This window comes from Pseudooceanicola sp. NS-SX9 (assembly GCF_057380705.1).
Genome location: NZ_CM170818.1, coordinates 2,880,645 through 2,905,097, shown reverse-complemented (window position 1 = coordinate 2,905,097; position 24,453 = coordinate 2,880,645). Strand labels below are relative to the sequence as shown.

General features: G+C 65.3%; 24 protein-coding genes and 1 pseudogene. 13 read left to right on the top strand and 12 right to left on the bottom strand.

All coding sequences use genetic code 11. The features are described from left to right. Positions 1–50 precede the first annotated feature (50 nt). The 10 genes from lpdA to AC2ITM_RS13695 form a co-directional block, all read right to left on the bottom strand. Positions 51–1,445 carry a dihydrolipoyl dehydrogenase gene (lpdA, locus tag AC2ITM_RS13740; protein ID WP_486467198.1) on the bottom strand — a complete coding sequence of 465 codons (1,395 nt, stop codon included), beginning with the start codon at positions 1,443–1,445 and terminating at the stop codon, positions 51–53. Between the two features lie 118 nt (positions 1,446–1,563). Further along, complete coding sequence (locus tag AC2ITM_RS13735) at positions 1,564–1,977, bottom strand: MAPEG family protein (protein ID WP_486467197.1); 414 nt, start codon at positions 1,975–1,977, stop codon at positions 1,564–1,566. Then, positions 1,977–2,366: an MAPEG family protein gene (locus AC2ITM_RS13730; RefSeq protein WP_486467196.1), complete on the bottom strand. Its 390-nt coding sequence runs from the start codon at positions 2,364–2,366 to the stop codon at positions 1,977–1,979. Before AC2ITM_RS13730 ends, AC2ITM_RS13735 begins: the two co-directional genes overlap by 1 nt. Before the next feature lie 172 nt (positions 2,367–2,538). Next, positions 2,539–4,044 (bottom strand): 2-oxoglutarate dehydrogenase complex dihydrolipoyllysine-residue succinyltransferase, encoded by a 1,506-nt coding sequence (gene odhB, locus AC2ITM_RS13725; protein ID WP_486467195.1) that lies wholly within the window; start codon positions 4,042–4,044, stop codon positions 2,539–2,541. Positions 4,045–4,050: 6 nt separating this feature from the next. Continuing rightward, a complete protein-coding gene (locus tag AC2ITM_RS13720; protein ID WP_486467194.1) occupies positions 4,051–7,011 on the bottom strand; it encodes a 2-oxoglutarate dehydrogenase E1 component in 2,961 nt (986 codons plus the stop codon). Between the two features lie 558 nt (positions 7,012–7,569). Beyond that, positions 7,570–7,998, bottom strand: coding sequence for a hypothetical protein (locus AC2ITM_RS13715; protein ID WP_486467193.1), 429 nt, complete (start codon positions 7,996–7,998; stop codon positions 7,570–7,572). Next, complete coding sequence (sucD, locus tag AC2ITM_RS13710) at positions 7,995–8,876, bottom strand: succinate--CoA ligase subunit alpha (protein WP_486467192.1); 882 nt, start codon at positions 8,874–8,876, stop codon at positions 7,995–7,997. The genes AC2ITM_RS13715 and sucD overlap by 4 nt, the downstream gene beginning before the upstream one ends. A gap of 5 nt (positions 8,877–8,881) precedes the next feature. After that, positions 8,882–10,075 carry an ADP-forming succinate--CoA ligase subunit beta gene (sucC, locus tag AC2ITM_RS13705; RefSeq protein WP_486467191.1) on the bottom strand — a complete coding sequence of 398 codons (1,194 nt, stop codon included), beginning with the start codon at positions 10,073–10,075 and terminating at the stop codon, positions 8,882–8,884. A 307-nt stretch (positions 10,076–10,382) separates the two neighbouring features. Continuing rightward, on the bottom strand, positions 10,383–11,345 hold the full coding sequence (gene mdh / locus AC2ITM_RS13700) for a malate dehydrogenase (RefSeq protein ID WP_486467190.1): 963 nt from the start codon (positions 11,343–11,345) through the stop codon (positions 10,383–10,385). Between the two features lie 289 nt (positions 11,346–11,634). Beyond that, on the bottom strand, positions 11,635–11,940 hold the full coding sequence (locus AC2ITM_RS13695) for a hypothetical protein (RefSeq protein ID WP_486467189.1): 306 nt from the start codon (positions 11,938–11,940) through the stop codon (positions 11,635–11,637). Positions 11,941–12,180: 240 nt separating this feature from the next. On the opposite strand from AC2ITM_RS13695, the gene AC2ITM_RS13690 reads away from it, so the two are divergent. From AC2ITM_RS13690 to AC2ITM_RS13645, 10 genes are all read left to right on the top strand, one after another. Further along, complete coding sequence (locus AC2ITM_RS13690; protein ID WP_486467188.1) at positions 12,181–13,029, top strand: HpcH/HpaI aldolase/citrate lyase family protein; 849 nt, start codon at positions 12,181–12,183, stop codon at positions 13,027–13,029. 45 nt (positions 13,030–13,074) lie between these two features. Further along, on the top strand, positions 13,075–13,623 hold the full coding sequence (locus AC2ITM_RS13685) for an NnrU family protein (RefSeq protein ID WP_486467187.1): 549 nt from the start codon (positions 13,075–13,077) through the stop codon (positions 13,621–13,623). A gap of 6 nt (positions 13,624–13,629) precedes the next feature. Next, on the top strand, positions 13,630–13,836 hold the full coding sequence (locus tag AC2ITM_RS13680) for a DUF1737 domain-containing protein (RefSeq protein WP_486467186.1): 207 nt from the start codon (positions 13,630–13,632) through the stop codon (positions 13,834–13,836). A 1-nt stretch (position 13,837) separates the two neighbouring features. Then, entirely contained in the window at positions 13,838–14,866 is a 1,029-nt protein-coding gene (locus tag AC2ITM_RS13675; protein ID WP_486467185.1) for a MaoC family dehydratase, read from the top strand. Positions 14,867–15,096: 230 nt separating this feature from the next. Beyond that, positions 15,097–15,738 (top strand): TorF family putative porin, encoded by a 642-nt coding sequence (locus AC2ITM_RS13670; protein ID WP_486467184.1) that lies wholly within the window; start codon positions 15,097–15,099, stop codon positions 15,736–15,738. Positions 15,739–16,056: 318 nt separating this feature from the next. Next, the gene (locus AC2ITM_RS13665) at positions 16,057–16,689 is read left to right on the top strand and encodes a TorF family putative porin (protein ID WP_486467183.1); all 633 of its coding nucleotides are present in this window, start codon (positions 16,057–16,059) and stop codon (positions 16,687–16,689) included. 336 nt (positions 16,690–17,025) lie between these two features. Further along, positions 17,026–17,415, top strand: coding sequence for a succinate dehydrogenase, cytochrome b556 subunit (gene sdhC / locus AC2ITM_RS13660; RefSeq protein WP_486467182.1), 390 nt, complete (start codon positions 17,026–17,028; stop codon positions 17,413–17,415). A gap of 14 nt (positions 17,416–17,429) precedes the next feature. Then, positions 17,430–17,801 carry a succinate dehydrogenase, hydrophobic membrane anchor protein gene (gene sdhD / locus AC2ITM_RS13655; RefSeq protein WP_486467181.1) on the top strand — a complete coding sequence of 124 codons (372 nt, stop codon included), beginning with the start codon at positions 17,430–17,432 and terminating at the stop codon, positions 17,799–17,801. 18 nt (positions 17,802–17,819) lie between these two features. Continuing rightward, entirely contained in the window at positions 17,820–19,625 is a 1,806-nt protein-coding gene (gene sdhA, locus AC2ITM_RS13650) for a succinate dehydrogenase flavoprotein subunit (protein WP_486467180.1), read from the top strand. 12 nt (positions 19,626–19,637) lie between these two features. Further along, positions 19,638–20,417, top strand: a complete 780-nt coding sequence (locus AC2ITM_RS13645) for a succinate dehydrogenase iron-sulfur subunit (RefSeq protein ID WP_160894306.1) — start codon at positions 19,638–19,640, stop codon at positions 20,415–20,417. Between the two features lie 72 nt (positions 20,418–20,489). On the opposite strand, the gene AC2ITM_RS13640 is transcribed toward AC2ITM_RS13645, so the two are convergent. After that, complete coding sequence (locus AC2ITM_RS13640) at positions 20,490–20,654, bottom strand: hypothetical protein (RefSeq protein WP_486467179.1); 165 nt, start codon at positions 20,652–20,654, stop codon at positions 20,490–20,492. A 201-nt stretch (positions 20,655–20,855) separates the two neighbouring features. Between AC2ITM_RS13640 and AC2ITM_RS13635 the strand changes: the two genes are divergently transcribed. The 3 genes from AC2ITM_RS13635 to AC2ITM_RS13625 all read left to right on the top strand — a co-directional run bounded on the left by AC2ITM_RS13635 (position 20,856) and on the right by AC2ITM_RS13625 (position 23,560). Beyond that, positions 20,856–21,002 (top strand): hypothetical protein, encoded by a 147-nt coding sequence (locus AC2ITM_RS13635; protein WP_486467178.1) that lies wholly within the window; start codon positions 20,856–20,858, stop codon positions 21,000–21,002. A gap of 102 nt (positions 21,003–21,104) precedes the next feature. After that, entirely contained in the window at positions 21,105–21,311 is a 207-nt protein-coding gene (locus tag AC2ITM_RS13630; protein WP_486467177.1) for a hypothetical protein, read from the top strand. A gap of 1,400 nt (positions 21,312–22,711) precedes the next feature. Beyond that, positions 22,712–23,560, top strand: coding sequence for an urea carboxylase-associated family protein (locus AC2ITM_RS13625; protein ID WP_486467176.1), 849 nt, complete (start codon positions 22,712–22,714; stop codon positions 23,558–23,560). A 1-nt stretch (position 23,561) separates the two neighbouring features. Here AC2ITM_RS13625 and AC2ITM_RS13620 read toward each other — a convergent pair. Then, a pseudogene (locus AC2ITM_RS13620) lies at positions 23,562–24,437 on the bottom strand (IS5 family transposase). Positions 24,438–24,453: the final 16 nt, after the last annotated feature.

Here is a 24,453-nt window from a genome sequence, read left to right as displayed (position 1 = left end):
GACCGGGCCTGTCCGCGGTCCGGCGCCCCATCGGCGGGCGCCGGGAGCGATCACATGTGGATCGGGCCGTCGCCGCAGGCCAGAGCCGCTTCGCGCACGGCTTCCGAATAGGTCGGGTGGGCGTGGCAGGTCAGGGCGATGTCCTGGGCCGAGGCGCCGAATTCCATCGCCACGCAGATCTCGTGGATCATGTCGCCCGCTGCCGGGCCGATGATCGAGCAGCCCAGAATCCGGTCGGTTTCCTTGTCGGCCAGCAGCTTGACGAAACCGTCGGCGGCAAAGACGGCCTTGGCGCGGGCATTGCCCATGAACGAGAACTTGCCGACCTTGTAGGCGCGGCCTTCTTCCTTCAGTTGCTGTTCGGTCTTGCCGACGGATGCAACCTCGGGGTGGGTGTAGATCACGCCGGGGATCACGTCGTAGTTCACGTGACCATGCTTGCCCGCGATCACCTCGGCAACCGCCATGCCTTCGTCCTCGGCCTTGTGGGCCAGCATCGGGCCAGCGACGGCATCACCGATGGCATAGACGCCCTTGACGGAAGTCGCCCAGTGGCCGTCGGTCTTGACGACGCCGCGCTCGGTCATGTCGACGCCCAGTTCCTTCAGCCCGAGGCCATCGGTGAAGGCACGGCGGCCGGTGGCGACCAGCACGACATCGGCGTCGAGCACGGTTTCGCTGTCGTCCTTGCGCGACTTGTAGGTCAGCTTGGCCTTGCCATCGACGGTTTCCACGCCCTGGACGGCGGCACCCAGGACGAATTTCATGCCCTGCTTGGCGAGGATCTTCTGCAGGGTCTTCTGGACTTCGGTGTCCATGGTGGGGGTGATCACGTCGAGGAATTCGACCACGGTCACCTCGGCGCCGAGGCGCGCGTAGACCGAGCCCATTTCCAGGCCGATGACGCCCGCGCCGATGACGATCATCTTCTCGGGGATCTTCGGCAGCGCCAGGGCGCCGGTGCTGTCCACGACGATGCCGGCTTCGTTGTCGACGGTGATGCCCGGCAGGGCGGTCGGCACGGAGCCGGAAGCGACGACGATGTTCTTGGTTTCGTAGACGGTGTCACCGACCTTGACCTTGCCGGCCTCGGGGATGGAGGCCCAGCCCTTGATCCAGTCGATCTTGTTCTTCTTGAAGAGGAACTCGATCCCCTTGGTGTTGCCGTCGACGACGTCCTGCTTGTAGGCCTTCATCTGGTCGAAATCGACTTCCGGTGCCGGAACCTTGAGGCCCATGGTGGCGAAGTTGTGCTGCGCCTCGTGCAGGTTGTGGGTGGCGTTCAGCAGCGCCTTCGAGGGGATGCAGCCGACGTTGAGGCAGGTGCCGCCCAGGGTCTCGCGGCCCTCGACACAGGCGGTTTTCAGTCCGAGCTGGGCGCAGCGGATGGCGGACACGTAGCCGCCGGGGCCTGCACCGATGACGATGACGTCGTATTGGGCCATTTGAGGTCTCCTTGGTCTTTGACTGCGGGCGTCGGGCCCGGTTGGCTTGCGCGGGGTGGGGGCGCTGCCCCCGTCAGCCTGCGGCTGACCCCCCCGAGGTATTTGGGACAAGAAAATGCTAGGCGAGGGTGGCCAGGAGCATGATCGTGGTGGCGAGAAGGCCTGCTGCCCAGAAGAGCGAGCGCCAGGGCGCCCAGGCGAGGGCATAGGCCGGAATGTAGAGGAGGCGCGCGGCGAGGTAGATCCAGCCGCAGCCGAGGGTGAGGGGCGAGGTGCTGTCGGTGAGGGCCACGGTGAGGGTGGCGATGGTGAAGAGGATCAGCGCCTCGAAATGGTTGGTCACGGCGCGATGCAGCCGGCCGGTGCGGCGCGACATCAGGAGCTGCGGATTGCCGCCGGGGATGTCCTGGGGATCGCGCGGGCCGGTGGTGGCCTTCGTGCCGAGCTCCAGGTTGGCGGGCACGGCCATCAGGGCGATCTGCGCGACCTGAAGCAGGGCAGCCAGGGCCAGGATATGCAGCTGGCTGTCCATCACAGGAACGCCGCCAGGTAGAGCGCGATCGTGGCCAGGGCGCCCAGCATGTAGAAGACCGAGCGCCAGGGCGTCCAGCCGTAACGGTAGGCCGGGATGTAGAGCGCCCGTGCGGCGACATAGGTGAAGGCGGCGAGGGCGGTGAAGAGGCCGGTCGCCTGGGATAGGCTGACCACGGTGATCGCACCGATGAAGAAGGGGAAGTTTTCCGTATGGTTGGCAAGTGCCCGGCGCATTCGCTGGGTGTCCTGCGACAGCGGCGGCAGGTCGTCCCGGGGGCCGGTGTTGCCGGCTTCGCCCACGTCGCGGGTCAGCAGGCGCTGCGACCAGACGACGAGCACGACATGCTCGAGCGCGACAAGAGAGAGGGCGAGGAGTTCGGGGGTCATGGCCCTACCTGGGATTGCGGGTCCCTGCCGGGAAGGCGGGGCGCGCAATCAGGGCGCCCCGGTCGAAGCTTGCGGTGGCCCGGACAGCGTCCGGGCGGCCTGCACCCCGCCCCCCGGCACGGGGGGATCCGGGGTGCAGGCCCCCTCCGGCGGACCGGAGAGGGCCTGTGGATCACAGATCCATCAGCAGGCGGCGGGGATCTTCCAGCGCTTCCTTGACGCGCACCAGGAAGGTCACGGCGCCCTTGCCGTCGACGATGCGGTGATCGTAGGACAGCGCCAGGTACATCATCGGGCGGATCTCGATCTTGCCGTTGACGACCATCGGGCGGTCCTGGATCTTGTGCATCCCCAGGATCCCCGATTGCGGCGGGTTCAGGATCGGCGAGGACATCAGCGAGCCGTAGACGCCACCGTTAGAGATGGTGAAGGTCCCGCCCTGCATTTCTGCCATCGAGAGCTTGCCGTCACGGGCGCGCTTGCCCTTCTCGGAGATCGCCTTTTCGATATCCGCAAACGACATGCTGTCGACGTCGCGGATGACCGGAACCACCAGGCCCTGGGGCGTGCCGGCGGCGATGCCCATGTGCACGAAGTTCTTGTAGACCACGTCGGTGCCGTCGATCTCGGCGTTCACCTCGGGGACTTCCTTCAGCGCGTGCACGCAGGCCTTGGTGAAGAAGGACATGAAGCCCAGACGGGTGCCGTGCTTCTTCTCGAAGAGGTCCTTGTACTGGTTGCGCAGGGCCATCACCTCGGTCATGTCCACCTCGTTGTAGGTGGTCAGCATGGCGGCGGTGTTCTGCGCGTCCTTCAGGCGGCGGGCGATGGTCTGACGCAGGCGCGTCATCTTCACGCGCTCTTCGCGGGCAACGTCATCGGCGGCGACGGGGGCGCGCGGCGCGGCGGCTGCCGGTGCCGGAGCGGCCTTGGCGGCGGCCAGAGCCTTCGCCACGTCGTCCTTCATGATGCGGCCGTCACGGCCGGTGCCGGTGACCTGGCCGGCCGACAGGCCCGCTTCGGCCATGGCCTTCTTGGCCGAGGGCGCGTCCTCGACATCCTTGGCGCCCGACGCGGCCGCGGGGGCAGCAGCGGGGGCAGCGGCGGCGGGGGCGGCAGCGGCCGCACCTGCGCCCGAGGACAGAACGGCCAGCTGGCCGCCCGCGCCCACGGTCGAGCCTTCGGCCGCCAGGATCTTGGTCAGAACGCCAGCCGCGGGGGCGGGCACTTCGACCGAAACCTTGTCGGTTTCCAGTTCGCACAGCATCTCGTCGGCGGCGACGGTGTCGCCTTCCTTCTTGAACCAGGTGGCGACGGTGGCCTCGGTGACGGATTCACCCAAGGTCGGGACCATCACGGCGACTTCGGTGGCCGCGGCAGCCGCGGGGGCGGCGGCGGGGGCCGACACCTTGGCCTTCATCTCTTCGGGGCCGGCATTGCCGGCCTCTGCGATGTAGCCCAGCAGCGCGTCGACGCCGACGGTTTCGCCTTCCTTGGCGACGATGTCAGCCAGGACGCCGGCGGCTGCCGCGGGAACCTCGACGGTCACCTTGTCGGTTTCCAGCTCGCACAGCATTTCGTCGACCGCGACCGTGTCACCCGGCTTCTTGAACCAGGTGGCGACGGTGGCTTCGGTCACGCTTTCGCCCAGGGTGGGGACTCGGATTTCGGTGCTCATGGTGCCTTAGTTTCCTTCGATGGTCAGCGCTTCGTCGACGAGCGCCTCTTGCTGTGCTTTGTGCTGAGCCGCGAGGCCCGTTGCGGGTGCTGCAGAGGCAGCGCGGCCCACGTAACGCGGGCGCGAATGGGTGGCGCCGATGCGGCTGAGCACCCATTCGATGTTCGGTTCGAGGAAGGTCCAGGCGCCCTGGTTCTTCGGTTCTTCCTGGCACCAGATCATCTCGGCGCCCTTGAAGCGTTCCAGTTCCTTGACCAGCGTCATCGCCGGGAAGGGATAGAACTGCTCGATCCGCATCAGGTAGACATCGTCGATGCCGCGGGCGTCACGCTCTTCCAGCAGGTCGTAGTAGACCTTGCCCGAGCACATGACGACGCGCTTGATCTTCTCGTCCGCCACCAGCTGGGTGGAGGAGCTGCCCTTCTGCGCATCGTCCCACAGGATCCGGTGGAAGCTGGAGCCGGTGGTGAAGTCCTCGGCCTTGCTGACCGCCAGCTTGTGGCGCAGCAGCGACTTCGGCGTCATCAGCACCAGCGGCTTGCGGAAGCTGCGGTGCATCTGGCGACGCAGGATGTGGAAGTAGTTCGCCGGGGTCGAGCAGTTCGCCACGATCCAGTTGTCCTGACCGCACATCTGCAGGAAGCGTTCCAGGCGGGCGGAAGAGTGTTCCGGGCCCTGGCCTTCGAAGCCGTGCGGCAGCAGCATGACCAGACCGGACATCCGCAGCCATTTCGATTCACCCGAAGAGATGAACTGGTCGAACATGATCTGCGCGCCGTTGGCGAAGTCGCCGAACTGGGCTTCCCACATCACCAGCGCATTGGGTTCGGCCAGCGAATAGCCGTATTCGAAGCCCAGCACCGCGTATTCCGACAGCATCGAGTCGATGACTTCGTAGCGCGACTGGCCGGCACGGATGTTGTTGAGCGGATAGTAACGCTCTTCCGTTTCCTGGTTGATCAGGCCCGAATGACGCTGCGAGAACGTGCCGCGGGTCGAATCCTGGCCCGACAGGCGCACCGGATAACCTTCCGTCAGCAGCGAGCCGAAGGCCAGGGCCTCGCCGGTTGCCCAGTCAAAGCCTTCGCCGGACTCGAACATCTTGGACTTGGTTTCCAGCAGACGTTCGACGGTCTTGTGCAGCGGGAAGCCCTCGGGTGCCTTGGTCAGCGAGGCGCCGACTTCGGCCATGGTTTCGGGCGCGATCGCGGTTTCGCCGCGCTGGTATTCTTCCTTCTCGCGCTCAAAGCCCGACCACTTGCCGTCCAGCCAGTCGGCCTTGTTCGGCTTGAAGTCCTTGGCGGCTTCGAATTCCTCGTTCAGCAGGGCCTGGAAGGCGGCCTTCATGTCCTCGATCTCGCCCTCGGGGATCAGGCCGTCCTTGACCAGACGATCCGTGTAGAGCGACAGCGTGGTCTTCTGCTTCTTGATCTTCTTGTACATGATCGGGTTCGTGAACATGGGCTCGTCGCCCTCGTTGTGCCCGAACCGGCGGTAGCAGAAGATGTCGATGACCACGTCCTTGTGGAACTTCTGACGGAATTCCGTGGCGACCTTGGCGGCATGGACCACGGCTTCGGGGTCATCGCCGTTGACGTGGAAGATCGGCGCCTCGACCATCAGCGCGATATCCGTCGGATAGGGCGAGGAGCGCGAGAAGTGCGGCGCGGTGGTGAAGCCGATCTGGTTGTTCACGACGATGTGGATCGTGCCGCCGGTGCGGTGGCCGACCAGGCCCGACAGGCCAAAGCATTCCGCCACGACGCCCTGGCCCGCGAAGGCCGCGTCGCCGTGCAGCAGGATCGGAATGACCGAGGTGCGGTCGGGATCGTTCAGCTGGTACTGCTTGGCGCGCACCTTGCCCAGGACGACCGGGTTCACCGCCTCGAGGTGCGAGGGGTTCGCGGTCAGCGACAGGTGCACCTTGTTGCCGTCGAATTCACGGTCCGAGGAGGCGCCGAGGTGGTATTTCACGTCGCCCGAACCGTCCACGTCCTCGGGCTTGTAGGAACCGCCCTGGAATTCGTTGAAGATCGCGCGGTAGGGCTTGGAGAGGACGTTCGCCAGCACCGACAGGCGGCCGCGGTGGGGCATGCCCATCACGATCTCCTTGGCGCCCAGGCTGCCGCCCCGCTTGATGATCTGTTCCATCGCGGGGATCAGGGCCTCGCCGCCGTCCAGGCCGAAACGCTTCGTGCCCATGAACTTGACGTGGCAGAACTTCTCGAAGCCCTCGGCCTCGACCAGCTTGTTCAGGATGGCGCGGCGGCCTTCACGGGTGAAGGTGATTTCCTTGCCAAAGCCCTCGATGCGTTCTTTCAGCCAGGCCGATTGCTCGGGGTCGGAAATGTGCATGTACTGCAGCGCGAAGGTGCCGCAATAGGTGCGCTTCACGATGTCCACGACCTGACGCATGGAGGCGACCTGCAGGCCCAGGACGTTGTCCAGGAAGATCGGGCGGTCCATGTCGGCGGCGGTGAAGCCGTAGGTCGCGGGGTTCAGTTCCGGATGCGCGACCGGATCCTTCATGCCCAGCGGGTCCAGATCGGCGGCCAGGTGGCCACGGATGCGGTAGGCGCGGATCAGCATCAGCGCGCGGACCGAATCCAGCACCGCACGCTTGATCTGGTCGTCCGAGATCTGCACGCCCTTCTCGGCGGCCTTTTCCTTGATCTTCTTGCCCGCGCCCTTGGCCTCGGCGGGGGCGGGCCACATGCCGTCCAGGGCCGCGGTCAGGTCATCATTGGGGGTCGGCGGCCAGTCGGTGCGCGACCAGGAGGGGCCTGCGGCCTCTTTCTTGGCGTCCATCTCGCTGTCGCCGAGCTGCGCGAAGAAATCGGCCCAGGCGGCATCGACCGCCGAAGGGTCGTTGGCCCAGACGGCATAGAGCTGCTCGAGGTAGGCGGCGTTATGCCCCTGCAGGAAGCTGGAGGCGTGGAAAAGATCGTTGGGGCTCTGATCGGTCATACTTTCACCTTGAAACGGTGCGCTTGATCTTAAGCGGGTTAAATCTGCGGGCGGGCGGGGCTGGCGTCTTGGAAACGTCGGTGGTGGCCGGGTATCGACGCGGCTCATCCGCTTCCGCGACGGGCCCGTCAAGGGCGGGCGGCGCATGGCAGCGCCGCGCGACACTGGGGCCGTCGGGATTGAGGTCGCACCGCCCGTCGCCATGCCAGAACCGCGACAGCGCGCTGTCGCAGGTCCGCAGCAGAGCGGGGCGGCGGGATGCGATGGGGGGCCGGGGGCGCGGGCCTGCCCCAAGGGGGGCGGCGGCGCAGGGCCGGGCAGGACGACGGGCCGGAAGCGGGCTCATGCGGCGTCTCCCCAGGCCAGCGCAGGGCAGTGCGGGGTCACGCTAAGGTGGCCTCGGTCCTTGGCTGCGATGTCTCGGCGCGCGATCATTTGGTGATCCCAGTGCATTGCCGTTCGGGTGGAGCCTGGAGGTTGCCTGCGCGGCCGGATGCGGCACAGGGCTTTCGGGGCTTCGGGTTGCGGTCGTCTTCGTCGTCGTCTTGGTCGGGGCGGTCAGCCGCCCGGGCCGGTGATCCTGTTGGGCTTCAGATGGCCCTTGCGGTCATATGTGGCAAGGCACTCGGCCGTCACCCTGTAGAGACCGTTTTCCAGCAACCGCGGCCGGGAAACGGAGAGCACCTCGGCGGTGCCGCAATTGGCACGGGCCATGGCCTGCGCCGCCTGCGGCGTCAAGGCCGCGTCGTTGTAATCGACCGAAGCGGTGGTGCGCCGCTCGGTGTCGCCACGGAACTGGTCCTGCAGGGCGTCGGGCGCCTCGCAGGCCGACAGAAGGGCCAGGGCGAGGGCAGCGGCCGCCTGCGGGGCAAACCGGGTCGTGCAGCGCAGCGCCCGGCGCTGCACCGAAAGGCCCGGGCGCGCAGGGCGCCCGGGGCCGGGCTGCACCACCGGGGTGCAGCCTTGCCTATGCGGCGAAGGGATCAACCGATCGCCTTCAGAACCGCCTGGCCCAGCTCGGCCGGGCTGTCGGCGACGATGATGCCGGCCATCTTCATGGCTTCGATCTTGTCTTCCGCGCCGCCCTTGCCGCCGGCGACGATTGCGCCTGCGTGGCCCATGCGGCGTCCCGGAGGAGCCGTGCGGCCGGCGATGAAGCCTGCGGTCGGTTTCCAGCGGCCGCGCTTCTTCTCGTCTGCCAGGAACTGTGCCGCTTCTTCTTCCGCGGAACCGCCGATTTCACCGATCATGATGATCGACTGGGTTTCGGGGTCTGCCAGGAACATTTCCAGCACTTCCAGGTGCTCGGTGCCCTTGATCGGGTCGCCACCGATGCCCACGGCCGAGGACTGGCCCAGGCCGATGTCCGAGGTCTGCTTGACCGCTTCATAGGTCAGCGTGCCCGAACGCGACACGACGCCCACAGAACCACGCTTGTGGATGTGGCCCGGCATGATGCCGATCTTGCAGGCGTCGGGGGTGATGACGCCGGGGCAGTTCGGACCGATCAGGCGCGACTTGGAACGCTGCAGCGCGGCCTTCACCTTCATCATGTCGAGGACCGGGATCCCCTCGGTGATGCAGACGATCAGCTCGAACTCGGCGTCGATGGCTTCCATGATCGAGTCGGCCGCGAAGGGCGGCGGCACGTAGATCACGGTGGCGTTGGCTTCGGTGCGCTCTTTCGCTTCCGCGACGCTGTCGAAGACCGGCAGGCCCAGGTGCGTCTGGCCGCCCTTGCCGGGGGTGACGCCGCCGACCATCTTGGTGCCGTAGGCAATCGCCTGTTCCGAGTGGAAGGTGCCCTGCGAGCCGGTGAAGCCCTGGCAGATCACCTTGGTATTTTCGTCGACGAGAACTGCCATGATCCTCAGCCCTTCACTGCTTTAACGATTTTTTCCGCACCGTCGCTGAGGTCGTCAGCGGCGATCACGTTCAGGCCGGAATTCGCGATGATTTCCTTGCCCTGCTCGACGTTGGTGCCTTCCAGGCGCACGACCAGCGGAACCTGCAGGCCGACTTCTTTCACCGCGGCGATGACGCCCTCGGCGATGATGTCGCAGCGCATGATGCCGCCGAAGATGTTCACCAGGATGCCCTTCACGTTCTTGTCGGACGTGATGATCTTGAAGGCCTCGGTGACTTTCTCCTTGGTGGCGCCGCCACCCACGTCGAGGAAGTTCGCCGGCTCGCCGCCCTTCAGCTTGATGATGTCCATCGTGGCCATTGCCAGGCCCGCGCCGTTCACCATGCAGCCGATCTCGCCTTCGAGGGCGATGTAGTTCAGGTCGTACTTGGAGGCGGCGAGTTCCTTGGGGTCCTCTTCCGTCTCGTCACGCAGCGCGGCGATGTCGGGGTGACGGTACATGGCGTTGCCGTCAAAGCCCAGCTTGGCGTCCAGCACCTTCAGCTCGCCGTTGGGCATCAGCAGCAGCGGGTTGATTTCCAGCTGCTCCATGTCCTTCTCCATGAAGGCCTGGTACAGCTGGCCGACCAGCTTGACGCACTGCTTCATCGCCAGGCCTTCCAGGCCCAGGGCGAAGGCGACCTTGCGGCCGTGGAACGGCTGGTAGCCGGTCGCCGGGTCGATCGAGAAGCTGAGGATCTTCTCGGGGGTGGACGCCGCTACTTCCTCGATGTCCATCCCGCCCTCGGTGGAGCAGACGATGGACACGGAGGAGGTGCCGCGGTCCACGAGCAGGGCGAGGTACAGCTCGCGCTCGATGTCGGAACCGTTCTCGATGTAGATGCGGTTCACTTGTTTGCCGGCGGGGCCCGTCTGGTGCGTGACCAGGGTGCGGCCCAGCATCTTCTTGGCTTCTTCAGCAGCTTCCTCGACCGACTTGGCCAGGCGCACGCCGCCCTTGGGGCCAGCGGATTCCTCGACGAAGTGGCCCTTGCCGCGACCACCTGCGTGGATCTGCGCCTTCACGACCCACAGCGGGCCGGGAAGCTCGCCTGCGGCAGCCTTGGCTTCTTCCGCCTTGAAGACGGCACGGCCTTCCGAGACCGGCGCGCCGTATTCGCGAAGAACTGCCTTCGCCTGATACTCATGGATATTCATGAATTCGTACCTCGCTTGCTACGATTGCCACCGGTACTGGCACAGTCTTTCCGCCCGATGAACTGATTTTTCATGCTTCGGCGGATTTTCGGCGGATTTTTTGCGCTTTGTGATCACAGCCGTTTTTCGTGTGATCACAACTGTCCGGATGCTACGTTCACGGCTCCGGGAGATCCGCCAAGCCCCTGCTTTTTCTGCATCGCGGCGAGTCGAGTGCCAGACCTGCCGCTGGGGCAGTGCAGGAAATGGAAACGGCCCGCGATCCGGTCTGGATCGCGGGCCGTCCCCTTGATGACCTGCGGCGGGCTTACGCCAGCGAGCCGTCGATGGCCTTGCAGGCCTCGACCAGGCCTTTCACGGCGTCGACCGACTTGTCGAACATCTCCTGCTCTTCCTTGGTGAGCTTGATGTTGACGATCTTCTCGATGCCGCCGGCGCCGATCACGGTCGGAACGCCCACATACATGTCCTTCAGGCCGAATTCGCCATTGCAGCAGGCGGCGCAGGGCAGGACGCGCTTCTGGTCCTTCAGGTAGGATTCCGCCATCTCGATCGCCGAGGTCGCGGGCGCGTAGAAGGCCGAGCCGGTCTTCAGCAGGCCGACGATCTCGGCGCCGCCGTCACGGGTGCGCTGGACGATGGCGTCCAGTTTCTCCTGGGTGGTCCAGCCCATCTCGACCAGGTCGGGCAGCGGGATGCCGGCGACGGTGGAATAGCGGACCGAGGGGACCATGGTGTCGCCGTGGCCGCCCAGCACGAAGGCGGTGACGTCCTTCATCGAGACGTCGAATTCCACCGACAGGAAGTGGCGGAAGCGCGCGCTGTCCAGCACGCCGGCCATGCCGCAGACCTTGTTGGCGGGCAGGCCCGAGAACTTCTGCAGGGCCCAGACCATCGCGTCGAGCGGGTTGGTGATGCAGATGACGAAGGCGTCGGGGGCATTGTCGCGGATGCCTTCACCGACGGATTTCATGACCTTCAGGTTGATGCCCAGCAGGTCGTCGCGGGACATGCCCGGCTTGCGCGGCACACCGGCCGTCACGATGCAGACATCGGCGCCCGCGATATCGGTGTAGGACTGGGTGCCCTTCAGCTTGGCGTCGAACCCCTCGGAGGGGCCGGATTCCGCGATGTCGAGCGCCTTGCCCTCGGGGGTGCCTTCGGCGATGTCGAAAAGAACAACGTCACCCAGCTCTTTCAGGGCTGCGAGATGGGCGAGCGTGCCGCCGATCTGGCCCGCGCCGATCAGGGCAATCTTGGGTCTGGCCATTGGATCTGTCTCCGGTCCGGTTTGAAACGTCGGGATCGGCGTATGTGTTTTGTCCCGGCGACGCAAGAGCCGTAAGGGAACGCGCCCGCGCCGCATACCGGGGGATACCCTATCTAATCATTATAAAACAACATGTTGTGATGTTCATCCCCGGGCGGAAAGGCCGCGGCGCAGGGGCGCGTGCGGTGCCTCTGGGGGCATGTTATCGCTCGCAACCCAAGCGGGATCGGGGGGCGGAAAAACCCCGACTTCCGTATGGTTAATGCGATTCTGCAAGGCAGGGGCTGCGTCAGGCGTCCTCGCCCGGGGGGATGGCGGGGCCGGACAGCGTGGCGAAGGACTGGCCGCTGGCGACCAGGCAGCTCAGCCCGTCGGGCGAGGTGGCGATGATCGTCCAGGTGCCGCTTTCCTCGGAGGCGAAGACCTCGAACATGGCATTGCCCGAGGCCAGCCCGGCCGACCGCGCGGTTTCGCCATAGGTGCTGGCCAGGCGATCCAGCACCACGTCACGGGGCGCGCAGGGTCTGGGCCCCTCCTGGGCCAGGGTGGGCAGGGCGGGGACAAGCAGCAGCAGGGCAAGGCGCGTCACGGTCATCGGATCCTCCGGAAGCGGGCGGGCAGGGGCAGGCTGCGCCCCGACCTGCTGCGATCCGGTAAATTTGTCGCGGCCGGCACAGGGGCTTTTGCGTAAAATCCAATCGGCTTCGGGCGCCGGATGCGGCAGGATGAAATTGCTGCAGGTGCGAAATTCTGTCCTGCGACCAAGGGAGGGGGTTGTCGGAAACGCCCTCGGAATGGCATCACTGCGCAACATTATTACCCGGAGGAATCGACCATGGAAGCCACGCTGCGTCCTTATCGTTCGCTGCTCTATATTCCCGGTTCGCGCGAACGGGCGCTGGAAAAGGCCCGCGACCTGGCCGCAGACGGCATCATCTTCGACCTGGAGGACGCGGTGGCGCCCGATGTGAAGGTCGAGGCCCGCAGTACGCTGAAGGCGGCGCTGAGCATGGGCGGCTATGGCACCCGCGCCCGGATCGTGCGGATCAACGGGCTGGACACCGAATGGGGCCGCGACGACGTGGCGGCGCTGAACGGCTCGGGGGCCGAGGCGCTGCTGCTGCCCAAGGTCAATTCCGCCGCCGATATCGAGACCCTCTCCGGGCTGACCGACCTGCCTGTCTGGGCGATGATGGAAACGCCGCTGGCGATCTTTCATGCCCTTGAAATCGCGGCACATCCCCGGTTGCAGGGCTTTGTCGCGGGCACCAATGACCTGGCCAAGGACGTGGGCTGCCGGACCCGGCCCGACCGCCTGCCGATGCAGATGGCGCTGCAGACCATGCTGCTGGCGGCGCGCGCCCATGGCAAGGTCTGCGTCGATGGCGTCTACAACCAGTTCAAGGATGACGAGGGTCTGCGCGCCGAATGCGAACAGGGGCGCGATCTGGGCATGGACGGCAAGACGCTGATCCACCCGGCGCAGCTGGCGATCGCCAATGCCGTCTTCGCCCCCGCCGAGGCCGAGGTCGATCTGGCCCGCCGCCAGATCGCCGCCTACGAGGACTGCGTGGCGGCCGGCCAGGCGGTGGCGGTGGTCGATGGCAAGATCGTCGAGAACCTGCATGTCGAGACCGCCCGCAAGACCCTTGCCCGGGCCGAGGCCATTGCGGCCATGGGCTAGGCGGGGCAGGCTGCGCATCGTGCCGCCACCGGAAAGGACGCCCGCATGTTGTTGATTCTTATTGGTCTGGTCCTGTGGACCTGGCCGCATCTGATGAAGGAATACAGCCCCTCCCTGGCGGCGCGCCTGCCGGTGAAAACCCGCAAGGCGGTGGGGGCAGCCAGTGCCGTTCTGGCGGTGCTGTGCCTGGTGCTGGGCTATCGCCATGCGGATGTCGTCTTTGTCTATGCGCCGCCCGTCTGGGGCCAGCATGTCAACAACCTGCTGATGCTGATCGCCGTCGCCTGCTTTGGCGCCGCCCATTCGAAAAGCCGCCTGAAGGCGGTGGTGCGTCATCCGATGTTCACCGCCGTCATCCTGTGGGGCATCGCGCATCTGCTGGTGCGGGGGGATGCGGCCTCGGTGCTGATGTGGGGCGGCATGATCCTGTGGGGGATCGCGGGCTGGGCGGTCTCCAGCCGCAACCAGGGGCCATGGGTGCGCCCGCAGGGCAGCCTGAAGGGCGACATCCGCCTCGCCGTGATCACCGTGGTGGTCTATGCCGTGATCGTGGTCATCCACGGATGGCTTGGTCCCAACCCCCTGCCAATGTGAGGCGGCATGAAACTCTATCGCTTTCTGACCGAAGACGACACTTCGGCCTTCTGCCACAAGGTCACCAAGGCGCTGAACGCCGGATGGGAACTGCACGGTTCCCCGACCTATGCCTTTGACGCTGCCAACGGCACCATGCGCTGCGGCCAGGCCGTGGTGAAGGAGGTCGAAGGGCACGACTATTCACCTGACATCAAACTGGGCGAGTACTGACATGAAAACATTCGCGGGCCGTTTCTTTGAAGACTATCGCATCGGCGAAACCCTTCATCACGCGGTGCCGCGAACCGTCGGGGCGGGCGAGAGGGCGCTGTACCATGCGCTCTATCCCGCCCGGACGGCGATCCATTCCTCGGATGCTTTCGCGCGGGCCTGCGGGCTGCCGGGGGCGCCGCTGGACGATCTGGCGGTCTTCCACGTGATCTTCGGCAAGACGGTGCCCGACGTGTCGCTGAATGCGGTGGCGAACCTGGGCTATGCGCAGGGCCGCTGGCACCGGCTGGTCTGGCCGGGCGACACGCTGTCGGCGACCTCGCAGGTCATCGGGCTGAAGCAGAATTCCAACGGCAAAAGCGGCGTCGTCTATGTCCGCACCGAAGGGCGCAACCAGAATGACGAGCTGGTGATGGACTATGTCCGCTGGGTCATGGTGCGCAAGGGCGACCTGGACGCGCCCGCGCCCGACACGGTGATCCCCGACCTGCCGGGCGCGCTGACGGCGGACCAGCTGATCGTGCCCGAGGGGCTGGATTTCTCGGGCTACGATTTCACCCTGGCGGGCGAGGCGCACCGCTGGGGCGATTACGAGCCGGGCGAGGTGATCGACCATGTCGATGGCGTGACCATCGAGGAGGCCGAGCACATGATGGCCACGCGGCTGTGGCAGAACACCTCGAAGGTGCATTTCGACGCCACCCTGCGCGAGGACGGCCGGCGCCTGATCTATGGCGGGCACGTGATCTCTCTGGCGCGCGCGCTCAGCTTCAACGGGCTGGCGAATGCGCAGCTGATGGTCGGGCTGAACGGCGGCGCCCATGCCAACCCGTGCTTTGCCGGCACCACCGTCAAGGCCTGGTCCGAGGTCCTGGAGCGCGCCGAGACCACCGTTCCGGGCATCGGGGCGCTGCGGCTGCGGCTGGTGGCGACCTCGGGCGGGGCGCCGTTCACGCTGCGCGACGCGGCCGGGAAATACCACCCCGAAGTGTTGCTGGACCTCGACTATTGGGCCCTGATTCCCATGTGACCCTTGGGTCCCATGGCGGGTATCGCGCCGGATCCTTTCGACCATTCGGTGAATTTAATTAATAAAATGATATATTTGCCGACTTTTCGTGGTTGAGAATTCAGCAATTCCCGACGTCAAGCGATGTTGCCGTCGGGGAATAACCCTACGCCGCGGAACGTGAAGGATGGATCATCCCGATTTGATCAATATTGAGGGCCTGACCGCAACCAACCCTCTCGGAGATCGGAATGAAACCCTACGCAGCGCTCTCGCTTTTCACGCTGGCCATCGCCGCACCGGGCCTTGCTTCGGCTGACAGCCTGGATCTGAAACTGACCGGCGGCGCCAGCCTGATGAGCCAGTACATCGGCAGCTCGGGCACCAAGTACAGCGACGGCCTGGCCTTCCAACCCTGGCTGGAACTCAGCTACGACGGCTTCTACACCAACCTGTGGATGTCCAACATGGACAAGGATATCGCCGGCAACGGCGAGGAATACGACCTGTCCGTCGGCTATCGCAACACCGCCGGCAAGGTTGATTACGACTTTGGCTATACGCGCTACTACTACTCCAGCCCGGACGACAACTGCTGCGGCGAGTATTACGTGAACCTCTCGGCACCGGCGAACGACCAGCTGACGCTGGGCGTGCACATGTCCTATGACCCGAACTCCAACGCGCTCGACAGCCGCCTGACCTCCTCCTATGCGGTCAACAAGCTGATCGACGTGTCGCTGGATGTGGGCAAGTACAACCACAGCGGCAAGACCTACGTGATCGCCGGCAGCAGCTACAAGGTCAACGACAAGGTCTCGCTGGTGGCCAAGTACCACGACAGCGACGAAACCCCCGCCTATGGCGTCGTGGGCGTCGATTTCACCTTCTGACGGCCTTTGGTCCCTTCAGGACGGTCGGGCTGACGGCCTTTGGTCCCCTCGGGGACAAGGGGCTGACGGTCCTGGCGCCCCTTCGGGACGGTCGGGATCGGGCCGCGGATATCCGCGGCCCGTTTCGTGTCCGGCATGGCCCCCGCGCCGTTCGTGCGCTGGCCTCAAGTTGAGCATTTGCCTGAGCTTTCATCTTCTCGAAACGCCCGCTCAGGGCGAGCGCGGCAAAACTGTGACATCCCCTCCGGCACCGCTTTCACGAATCTGTCCTTTGGCTCTCATCAATGCGTTACTTGCGAGCCTTTCATGGAGATTCGAATGAAGTCTTTCGCAGCAATGTCTCTTGTTGCCCTGGCCGTTGCCCTGCCGGGGATGGCCTCGGCCGACGGTCTGACTTTCTCGGGCGGCGCAACGCTGACCAGCCGCTATGTCAGCAATGGTGCTCCGCAAAGCAGTGGCGCCGCGATCCAGCCCTGGGCCGAAGTCGGCTACGAGGGCTTTTACGGCAACGTCTGGGCCTCGAACACCGATGCCGACATTACCGGCGGTGACTACGAGGTCGACCTGACCCTGGGCTATCGCAACGAGATCGGCGCCTTCAGCTACGACGTCGGCTATGCGCGCTACTATTACCTGAAGCCCTATACCAACTGCTGCGGCGAATATTTCGTCAGCGGATCCTACCAGCTGACCGATGCGCTGTCGGTGGGCGGCAAGGTGTCCTACGATCCGGATGCGGAAGTGACCAACAGCCGCGTCGACATCGGCTATGCCGTGTCGGATGCGATCTCGGTCGCGCTGGAAGTCGGCCAGATCAACAAGGGCGGCCAGGACTACATGTCGGCCAGCGCCTCCTATGCGCTGAACGACAAGGTCTCGCTGACCGGCGCCTATGTCGACAGCGATCAGTACGACAGCCTGGGCGTGTTCTCGGTGGACGTCAGTTTCTGAGACTTTTCAACAATTCCGCAGGGCCGGGCCCGGCGGGATCCGATCGGACGGGGGTCGCGGGAAACCGCGGCCCCTTGTCGTTTCGGGGGCGCTTCGGGGCAGGGGGGCAGCGTTCCGGCAAAAGGAATCGCCCTGTAAAACCTAGCAAATCAGTCGGAAAACCGTTAGCGCAAGCGAGGGGTGAATATGTGATCACACGCTCAAATCTTGTGATCACAGAGGGCCAAAACCTGCCGGTGATCCCTTCAAATTCTGCCGACTGCGGTATGGTCGGAGGATGACACCGCCGGAAACTCTGGATAGAACCCGTGCAAGGGAAACCGGAAAGGACATGTCATGGCCGATGTGAACCGGGGCAACCGCCCGCTTTCACCTTTCATGCTCGGGAAGTACTACAAGTTCCAGCTCAACTCCGTCACTTCGATCCTCACCCGGATCACCGGCAACGCGCTGGTGGTCGAGGCGTTTCTGATCGCCTGGTGGCTGATCGCTGCGGCGACGGGGCCCGACTACTTCGCGGTGGCCGACTTTGTCGTCACCTCCTGGATCGGTGACCTGATCCTGCTGCTGTCGACGCTGGGCCTGTGGTTCCACGCCCTTGCCGGCATCCGCCACCTCATCTGGGACAACGGCTACTGCCTGGACGTCAAGTCGGCAGACAAGCTGAGCTGGATCGTCGTCTACGGTTCGCTCGTCCTGACCATCATCACCATCATCTTCGTCTGAGGGGGAAGCCAGCCATGCGTTATCTGACCGACCGCAAGCGCGCCGTTGGCATGGGTGCCTCCAAGACCGGCACCGAGCACCACTGGTCCATGCAGGTGAGCTCGATCGCGCTCATCTTCCTGGTGCCGTTCTTCGTCTTCACCTTCGGCCCCCACCTGGGCGGCTCTTACGAAGAGATCGTCGCCTATTACTCGCGCCCCTGGCCGGCGCTGGTCGCCGCGCTGACCTTCGGCGTCGGCATGATGCACTTCCGCAACGGCTGCCGCATGGCGCTGGAGGACTACGTCCACGGCCTGACCGGCCGCCTGCTGGTCATCCTGATCGACTGCCTGTCCTACCTGATCGCCGCGTCGGCCATCTTCGCGCTGATCCGCATCGCCCTTTAAGACCCCGAGGTTCCTCCAATGGCTGCTTACGAATACGAAACGCACGAATATGACGTCGTGGTTGTCGGTGCCGGCGGCGCGGGCCTGCGTGCGACCCTCGGCATGGCCGAACAGGGTCTGCGCACCGCCTGCGTGACCAAGGTCTTCCCGACCCGCTCGCACACCGTGGCCGCACAGGGCGGCATCGCCGCCTCGCTGGCGAACATGGGCCCGGACAACTGGCAATGGCACATGTACGACACCGTCAAGGGGTCGGACTGGCTGGGCGATACCGACGCGATGGAATACCTCGCACGTTCCGCCCCCAAGGCCGTCTACGAACTGGAACACTACGGTGTGCCGTTCAGCCGGACCGAAGAAGGCAAGATCTACCAGCGTCCCTTCGGTGGCCACACCACCGAATTCGGCGAAGGCCCCGCGGTACAGCGCACCTGTGCTGCCGCCGACCGCACCGGCCACGCCATCCTGCACACGCTCTATGGTCAGTCGCTGAAGAACAACGCCGAGTTCTACATCGAATATTTCGCCATCGACCTGCTGATGAGCGATGACGGCGTCTGCACCGGTGTCGTCTGCTGGAAGCTGGACGACGGCACGATGCACGTCTTCAACGCCAAGATGGTCGTGCTGGCCACCGGCGGCTACGGGCGCGCCTATTTCAGCGCCACCTCGGCCCACACCTGCACCGGCGACGGTGGCGGCATGGTGGCCCGTGCGGGCCTGGCGCTGCAGGACATGGAATTCGTCCAGTTCCACCCGACCGGCATCTACGGCTCGGGCTGCCTGATCACCGAGGGCGCGCGCGGCGAGGGTGGTTATCTGACCAACTCCGAAGGCGAACGCTTCATGGAGCGCTACGCGCCCCAGTACAAGGACCTGGCACCGCGCGACTACGTTTCGCGTTCGATGACCATGGAAATCCGCGAAGGCCGCGGTGTGGGCGAACATGGCGACCACATCCACCTGAACCTGTCGCACCTTCCCAAGGAAGCGCTGGCCGAACGTCTGCCGGGGATTTCCGAATCCGCCAAGATCTTCGCCGGTGTCGACGTGACGAAGGAACCGATCCCGGTTCTGCCGACCGTGCACTACAACATGGGCGGCATCCCGACGAACTACCACGGCGAGGTGCTGAACCCCACCGCGGAAAGCCCCAATGCCGTCGTTCCGGGCCTGATGGCCGTGGGCGAAGCCGGCTGCGCCTCGGTGCATGGTGCGAACCGTCTGGGCTCGAACTCGCTGATCGACCTCGTGGTCTTCGGCCGTGCCGCCGCCATCCGCGCCGGTGAGGTGGTCGACCGCGAAGCCGCGATCCCCGCGACCAACAAGGCCGCGGTCGAAAAGGCCTTCGAGCGCTTCGACTACTTCCGTTACGCCAAGGGCGGGATCCCGACCGCGGAACTGCGTCTGGAAATGCAAAAGACCATGCAGGCCGACGCTGCCGTGTTCCGGGCCTCCGAAAGCCTGAAGGAAGGCGTCGACAAGATGACCGCGATCGCGGCCAAGCTGCCCGATCTGAAGGTCACCGACCGCTCGCTGGTGTGGAACTCGGACCTGATGGAAACGCTGGAACTGACCAACCTGATGCCGAACGCGATGGCCACCATCGTCGGCGCCGAGGCGCGTCACGAATCCCGCGGCGCCCATGCCCACGAGGACTACGCGACCCGCGACGACGAGAACTGGCGTGTCCACACCATCTCGCGCGTGGACGGCAACAAGGTCGAACTGTCCTACCGCCCGATCGTGGTCGATCCGCTGACCAAGGAAGAGGACGGCGGCATTTCGCTCAAGAAAATCGCGCCCAAGGCGCGGACGTTCTAAGGAGGACGCCAGATGGTTCAGCTCACGCTCCCCAAGAACTCCCGGATCAAGACCGGCAAGACCTGGCCGAAGCCCGAGGGTGCGAAGAACATTCGCAAGTTCAAGATCTATCGCTGGTCGCCTGACGACAACGAGAACCCCAGCGTCGACACCTACTTCCTGGACATGGACAAATGCGGTCCCATGGTCCTGGACGCGCTGATCAAGATCAAGAACGAGATCGACCCGACCCTGACCTTCCGGCGCTCTTGCCGGGAGGGGATCTGCGGCTCCTGCGCGATGAACATCGACGGGCACAACACGCTCGCCTGCATCTTCGGCCTGGACGAGATCAAGGGCGATGTCACGATCTACCCGCTGCCGCACATGCCGGTGGTGAAGGACCTGATCCCTGACCTGACGCACTTCTACGCGCAGCATGCCTCGATCATGCCCTGGCTGGAAACCAAGACCAACCGCCCGGCGAAAGAGTGGAAGCAGTCGATCGAAGACCGCAAGAAGCTCGATGGCCTGTATGAATGCGTGATGTGCGCATCCTGCTCGACGTCCTGCCCCAGCTACTGGTGGAACGGCGACCGCTACCTGGGCCCGGCAGCCCTGCTGCACGCCTACCGCTGGATCATCGACTCGCGCGATGAAGCCACCGGCGAGCGTCTGGACCAGCTGGAAGATCCGTTCAAGCTGTACCGCTGCCACACCATCATGAACTGCGCCAAGACCTGCCCGAAAGGCCTGAACCCGGCCGCGGCGATCTCGCATATCAAGCAGATGATGGTCGAGCGTCACGTCTGATCCGTCAGACCCCCGAACATGCGAAAGGCCCCGGAGATCCTCCGGGGCCTTTTCGTCTGGGCCGGATGGTGTTCAGCCCTTCTTCTTGGCTTCGGCGGCGGCCTTCATGCGTGCCAGCAGCTCTGCCTTGGTGCTGCGGCCGTCCGTGCCGGGCTTGCCGTTGCTGCGGCTGTTCTCGGCCTCGTGCTTGGGGCCCTTGCCGTGGCCCTTGGCGCCACCCGATTTGCTGTAGTCCATGGTTCTCTCCCGAAAGGCGAATGGCCCCTCAAACACCAGCGGGCCCGTCTTGGCAAGCCGTCCTGCCGGACAGGGGGCCGGGGCAGGGGCCACCTTTGCACCCGCAGCATAGCGCCTCTGACGGATTGGCGGTGCTCGTGCAAAGGCGGATCTGCCATAAGCCCCGCAGGGTGGAGGCGCGTGTAACCGATGAGGCATCCGATGGCGACGCAACAACAGAAAACCATTTCCCCGAAAGAGGCTCTGGCACTGCTGGAAGAGTCGCTCTCTTACTACAGCCCGGAAGAGGTCGTGAAACCGGCCGAGACCGAGCAGCAGGAACCGGTCTACATCCCTTACGCCGCCTGACATCCCAGTTCGGTCTCAGTCCCGGACGAAACGTCACATTCCGCGTGGTCCCCTCGGGCCACGCGGTTTGCGTTTCTGGACCATACGTGCAAGGGGTAAGTCATGCTGATCCTCGTTCCCATCGCTTTCGTCGTCGCGATCATCCTGATCCGGATCTACGCGCGGCCGCAGATGAAGGGCTGTCGCTGGCGGATGAACCGGGCCCATGACCGGGACGGCAAGACCTTCTACCACTGCGCCGCCTGCGGGGCCGAATTCCTGTCCGAAGACGGTGCGCCGCCCAGCCTGTGCGTCTCGCTCGGGCGCTGAGGGTCCTTCTTCTTTTGAACAAATGTTTGGGCGCAAGGCGCGATGCCCCGGGCCCGCAAATGCATCGGGCCTGCCGGAGGCATCTGGTTGATCGGCCTGCGGCCTTGCCCGATACGCCCGCCAGGATGCCAGCGCAGGCGCCCCTGTCGAAAGGGGCAGCCTCTGGAAGACTTTGGAGGGGACATCAGGGCGAAACCTCTGGGCGGCATGCAGCGACGGTAACGTCTAGGGGTCCTGAAGGGCTGGGTCCATGGAGGTGGCGATGAACGGTCTTGCCGCGCAGGTCACGGCCCGGCATCCGCTTTCCCCGGATTGGCTCGGCCCCAGGGCTGCCGCCCGCCCGGACGGGACCCGGGCCGAGGCCTATGTCCGCCGCACCCGCTTGGCCCGGCCGGTTTCTGGTGCTGGACCTGGCCCAGGTCACAGGGCAGGTCCACGCACTGCGGGCGGGGCAGGCGCAGTTGCACTCTGCCGTCGGGCGCGCCATTCCGGGGGCGTCTGGTGGCGCATGGCTGCGGGGGCGCGGGCCGAAATCACGCTCTGCCTGGCCCAGGGGGTGGCACCGGGCAGATCGCGTTCGGCCATGCGGGGGAAGGCACCTCGCCATACCGGTCAGCGGTCTTGGGAAAGCGCCGCGCACCAGGCCTGACAGAGGACCTCAGCGATCACTCATCCCAATTGGCCAAAGCCACCCTGACCTCAGCCGGGCATCCACACATGGATCCATCTGGATATCGGCAGGTTCTCGGGGTCGGCCGCAGCCCTGGGCGCGGCGATCCGCCAACCGCAGCTGACCGGGCGCGACGCCGGGGCGCCCGGTCCCCGTATCCTTGAGGGTCCCACCTGAGACAGCGCCGCTGGTCTTTACCAGGGGCGTCCGGCCGCACTGCCGCTGGATCTGCGGGCGGGTGACCGGGTGATCCTGCGCGTTTGCAGGGTCTGTAGGTCCAGCCATGCCCCGGCCGGCTCTGGCGGCGTTCCGTCGCCGGATGTCGTCGCCCAGCCTGGCCGAGGCCCGGATGACGGCCCCCCGGCCTCCTGCCTGCGTCCGGCGCCCACCTCTCTGCGGACCGGCACTTGCGGGCCCGCGCCAGAGCGTTCAGGGACGGGGCAGGTATGGGCAGGGCCCGGGGCGTCGGATGTTTCTCTCGGCGTCCCGGGGTCTGTCCGGCCTCTGCCGGGGGCGCCCGGTCCCCGCCCTGTGCCGCCGGCGCGGCCGGTTCCGAAGGGCGGTACAGAACGTGCCACGCCGCACCGCCCGGATCGCGGGGGACGTGCGAGGGCCCGTCCGCCGTTCTGCCTCTTCCGGGATCGGAGCGCAGCCGCCCTGGTCCCGGATCGCCTCCTGGCTCTTGCCTTTCGGTCGCATGCCCGCTTCCCTTGCGCAAACAGGAGAAACCATGACCTTCCCCATTCCCGAAGACGCCCAGGCCCGCCGCGACATTCCCCCCGTTATCTGCTATCCGAACGAAACCCTGCCGCAGCCCGACATGGCCCTCTACGCGGCGGCCCTTGCCACGGCGCGGGTCACCGAAACGGTGGTCGCCCCGGCGCGCGATGCCGCCAGCTTTCGCGTGCCGGCCGGTCATTTCTTCCGCATCCGCTCGGTCGGGGGGCCGCAAGTGGGCGACCTGAACCTCTGGAATGCCCATGACCTGTCCGAGCGTTTCTATTCCGGCAAGACCCGCGCGCTGCACGGCACCCATGTCACGACCGGAGAACGCCTCTGGTCGGCCTTCCCCTTTCTGCGCCCGATGGCCACCATCGTCGAGGACAGCCTGGAATGGTACGGCATGGATGCTTTCGGTGGCTCGGTCCATGACGTGATCGGCACCCGCTGCGATCCCTATACCGGCAATCTGCTGTCGGACAGCCAGTACCACCATTGCTGCCATTCCAACCTGACGCGGGCCCTGGCGCGGGCCACGGACCTGCCAGCGGCCGAGGCCGAACCCCATGTCCATGACGTGCTGAACGTCTTCATGTGCACGGGCTTCACCCGCGACACCGGCCAGTACTTCATGAAGGCCAGCCCGGTGCGCCCCGGCGACCAGCTGACCTTCCTGGCCGAGATCGACCTTCTGGGGGCCCTCTCGGCCTGCCCGGGCGGCGATTGCGCGTCAGAGCATTCCTCGGACGAAGCCAGCTGCCATCCGCTGGAGATCGACATCCTGGCGCCCGCGCCCGACGCCCTTGCCGGCTGGCAGTCGCCGCCGGTGAACGGCTATGATCGCAGCCACGGTCTCTAGGTCATGTTGACAAAATGCGCAGCCAGAGGCGGATGGATGTTATATCTATGAAGCCGAGGAAACTCTCAGCGGTCTTGTCGTAACGGGTTGCGACCCGGCGAGCGTTCTTCAATTTGTTGAAGCACCGTTCGACCAGGTTGCGCAGCGAATACAGGGAATGATCCACGCCGACGCGCATATTTCTTGATTTGCGCATGGGGATTTGGGCGAGCACGTTCCTCGCCTCCATCTTTTTCCGAAAGCTGTCAGCATCATGGCCTCTGTCGGCCAACAGCACGCTCGGCTCGGGTAGGTTGTCGGTCATGACCAGATCGAAGCCCGTGTAATCGGATGTCTGGCCCGGCGTGATCTCGGTTCTCATGGGCAGGCCTGCTGCGTTGACGCAGAGGTGGATCTTGGTCGTTAAGTGATAGGTGGTCCAGAAAACGATCCTGCGGATCGTTTTCCCACCGGACGCTCGCGAACGGCCAAAACCCTGTCGCGGAGTCCCCCTTTTGCGCCGGCCGCCTCCCTCTCGGGACATTGCTGCCGCAATGCCCTGCCGGGCAGTGGATGCTGGGCGCGGATCACGGTGCTGTCGATCATCTGCAGGGCGTCCGGCATCGCCCCGCTTTGGTTCAGAGCCTCCATGATGTCCTCCCACAACTCTGCCAGCGTCCAGCGTTGAAACTGTCGGTAGGCGATCGACCACTTGCCAAACTCTTCGCGCCGGTCCCGCCAGGGGGGCGCCCGTGCGGGCAATCCAGAAAATCCCATCGAGAACAAGACGGTGGTTGATGGGTTTGCGCCGGTTCGGAGCGCGGATCGCCAGGGCAAAACGCTCAAAGAACGCCCACTCCTCATCCGGCATCAGGTCTCGTGCCAAGCTGGTCTCGATCGCCGATACCAGCTTG

Bases quoted from the DNA above. Each gene is read 5' to 3' on its own strand.
- lpdA (WP_486467198.1), bottom strand. From the start codon at position 1,445: ATGGCCCAATACGACGTCATCGTCATCGGTGCAGGCCCCGGCGGCTAC.
- AC2ITM_RS13735 (WP_486467197.1), bottom strand. From the start codon at position 1,977: ATGGACAGCCAGCTGCATATCCTGGCCCTGGCTGCCCTGCTTCAGGTC.
- AC2ITM_RS13730 (WP_486467196.1), bottom strand. From the start codon at position 2,366: ATGACCCCCGAACTCCTCGCCCTCTCTCTTGTCGCGCTCGAGCATGTC.
- odhB (WP_486467195.1), bottom strand. From the start codon at position 4,044: ATGAGCACCGAAATCCGAGTCCCCACCCTGGGCGAAAGCGTGACCGAA.
- AC2ITM_RS13720 (WP_486467194.1), bottom strand. From the start codon at position 7,011: ATGACCGATCAGAGCCCCAACGATCTTTTCCACGCCTCCAGCTTCCTG.
- sucD (WP_486467192.1), bottom strand. From the start codon at position 8,876: ATGGCAGTTCTCGTCGACGAAAATACCAAGGTGATCTGCCAGGGCTTC.
- sucC (WP_486467191.1), bottom strand. From the start codon at position 10,075: ATGAATATCCATGAGTATCAGGCGAAGGCAGTTCTTCGCGAATACGGC.
- mdh (WP_486467190.1), bottom strand. From the start codon at position 11,345: ATGGCCAGACCCAAGATTGCCCTGATCGGCGCGGGCCAGATCGGCGGC.
- AC2ITM_RS13695 (WP_486467189.1), bottom strand. From the start codon at position 11,940: ATGACCGTGACGCGCCTTGCCCTGCTGCTGCTTGTCCCCGCCCTGCCC.
- AC2ITM_RS13690 (WP_486467188.1), top strand. From the start codon at position 12,181: ATGGAAGCCACGCTGCGTCCTTATCGTTCGCTGCTCTATATTCCCGGT.
- AC2ITM_RS13685 (WP_486467187.1), top strand. From the start codon at position 13,075: ATGTTGTTGATTCTTATTGGTCTGGTCCTGTGGACCTGGCCGCATCTG.
- AC2ITM_RS13680 (WP_486467186.1), top strand. From the start codon at position 13,630: ATGAAACTCTATCGCTTTCTGACCGAAGACGACACTTCGGCCTTCTGC.
- AC2ITM_RS13675 (WP_486467185.1), top strand. From the start codon at position 13,838: ATGAAAACATTCGCGGGCCGTTTCTTTGAAGACTATCGCATCGGCGAA.
- AC2ITM_RS13670 (WP_486467184.1), top strand. From the start codon at position 15,097: ATGAAACCCTACGCAGCGCTCTCGCTTTTCACGCTGGCCATCGCCGCA.
- AC2ITM_RS13665 (WP_486467183.1), top strand. From the start codon at position 16,057: ATGAAGTCTTTCGCAGCAATGTCTCTTGTTGCCCTGGCCGTTGCCCTG.
- sdhC (WP_486467182.1), top strand. From the start codon at position 17,026: ATGGCCGATGTGAACCGGGGCAACCGCCCGCTTTCACCTTTCATGCTC.
- sdhD (WP_486467181.1), top strand. From the start codon at position 17,430: ATGCGTTATCTGACCGACCGCAAGCGCGCCGTTGGCATGGGTGCCTCC.
- sdhA (WP_486467180.1), top strand. From the start codon at position 17,820: ATGGCTGCTTACGAATACGAAACGCACGAATATGACGTCGTGGTTGTC.
- AC2ITM_RS13645 (WP_160894306.1), top strand. From the start codon at position 19,638: ATGGTTCAGCTCACGCTCCCCAAGAACTCCCGGATCAAGACCGGCAAG.
- AC2ITM_RS13640 (WP_486467179.1), bottom strand. From the start codon at position 20,654: ATGGACTACAGCAAATCGGGTGGCGCCAAGGGCCACGGCAAGGGCCCC.
- AC2ITM_RS13635 (WP_486467178.1), top strand. From the start codon at position 20,856: ATGGCGACGCAACAACAGAAAACCATTTCCCCGAAAGAGGCTCTGGCA.
- AC2ITM_RS13630 (WP_486467177.1), top strand. From the start codon at position 21,105: ATGCTGATCCTCGTTCCCATCGCTTTCGTCGTCGCGATCATCCTGATC.
- AC2ITM_RS13625 (WP_486467176.1), top strand. From the start codon at position 22,712: ATGACCTTCCCCATTCCCGAAGACGCCCAGGCCCGCCGCGACATTCCC.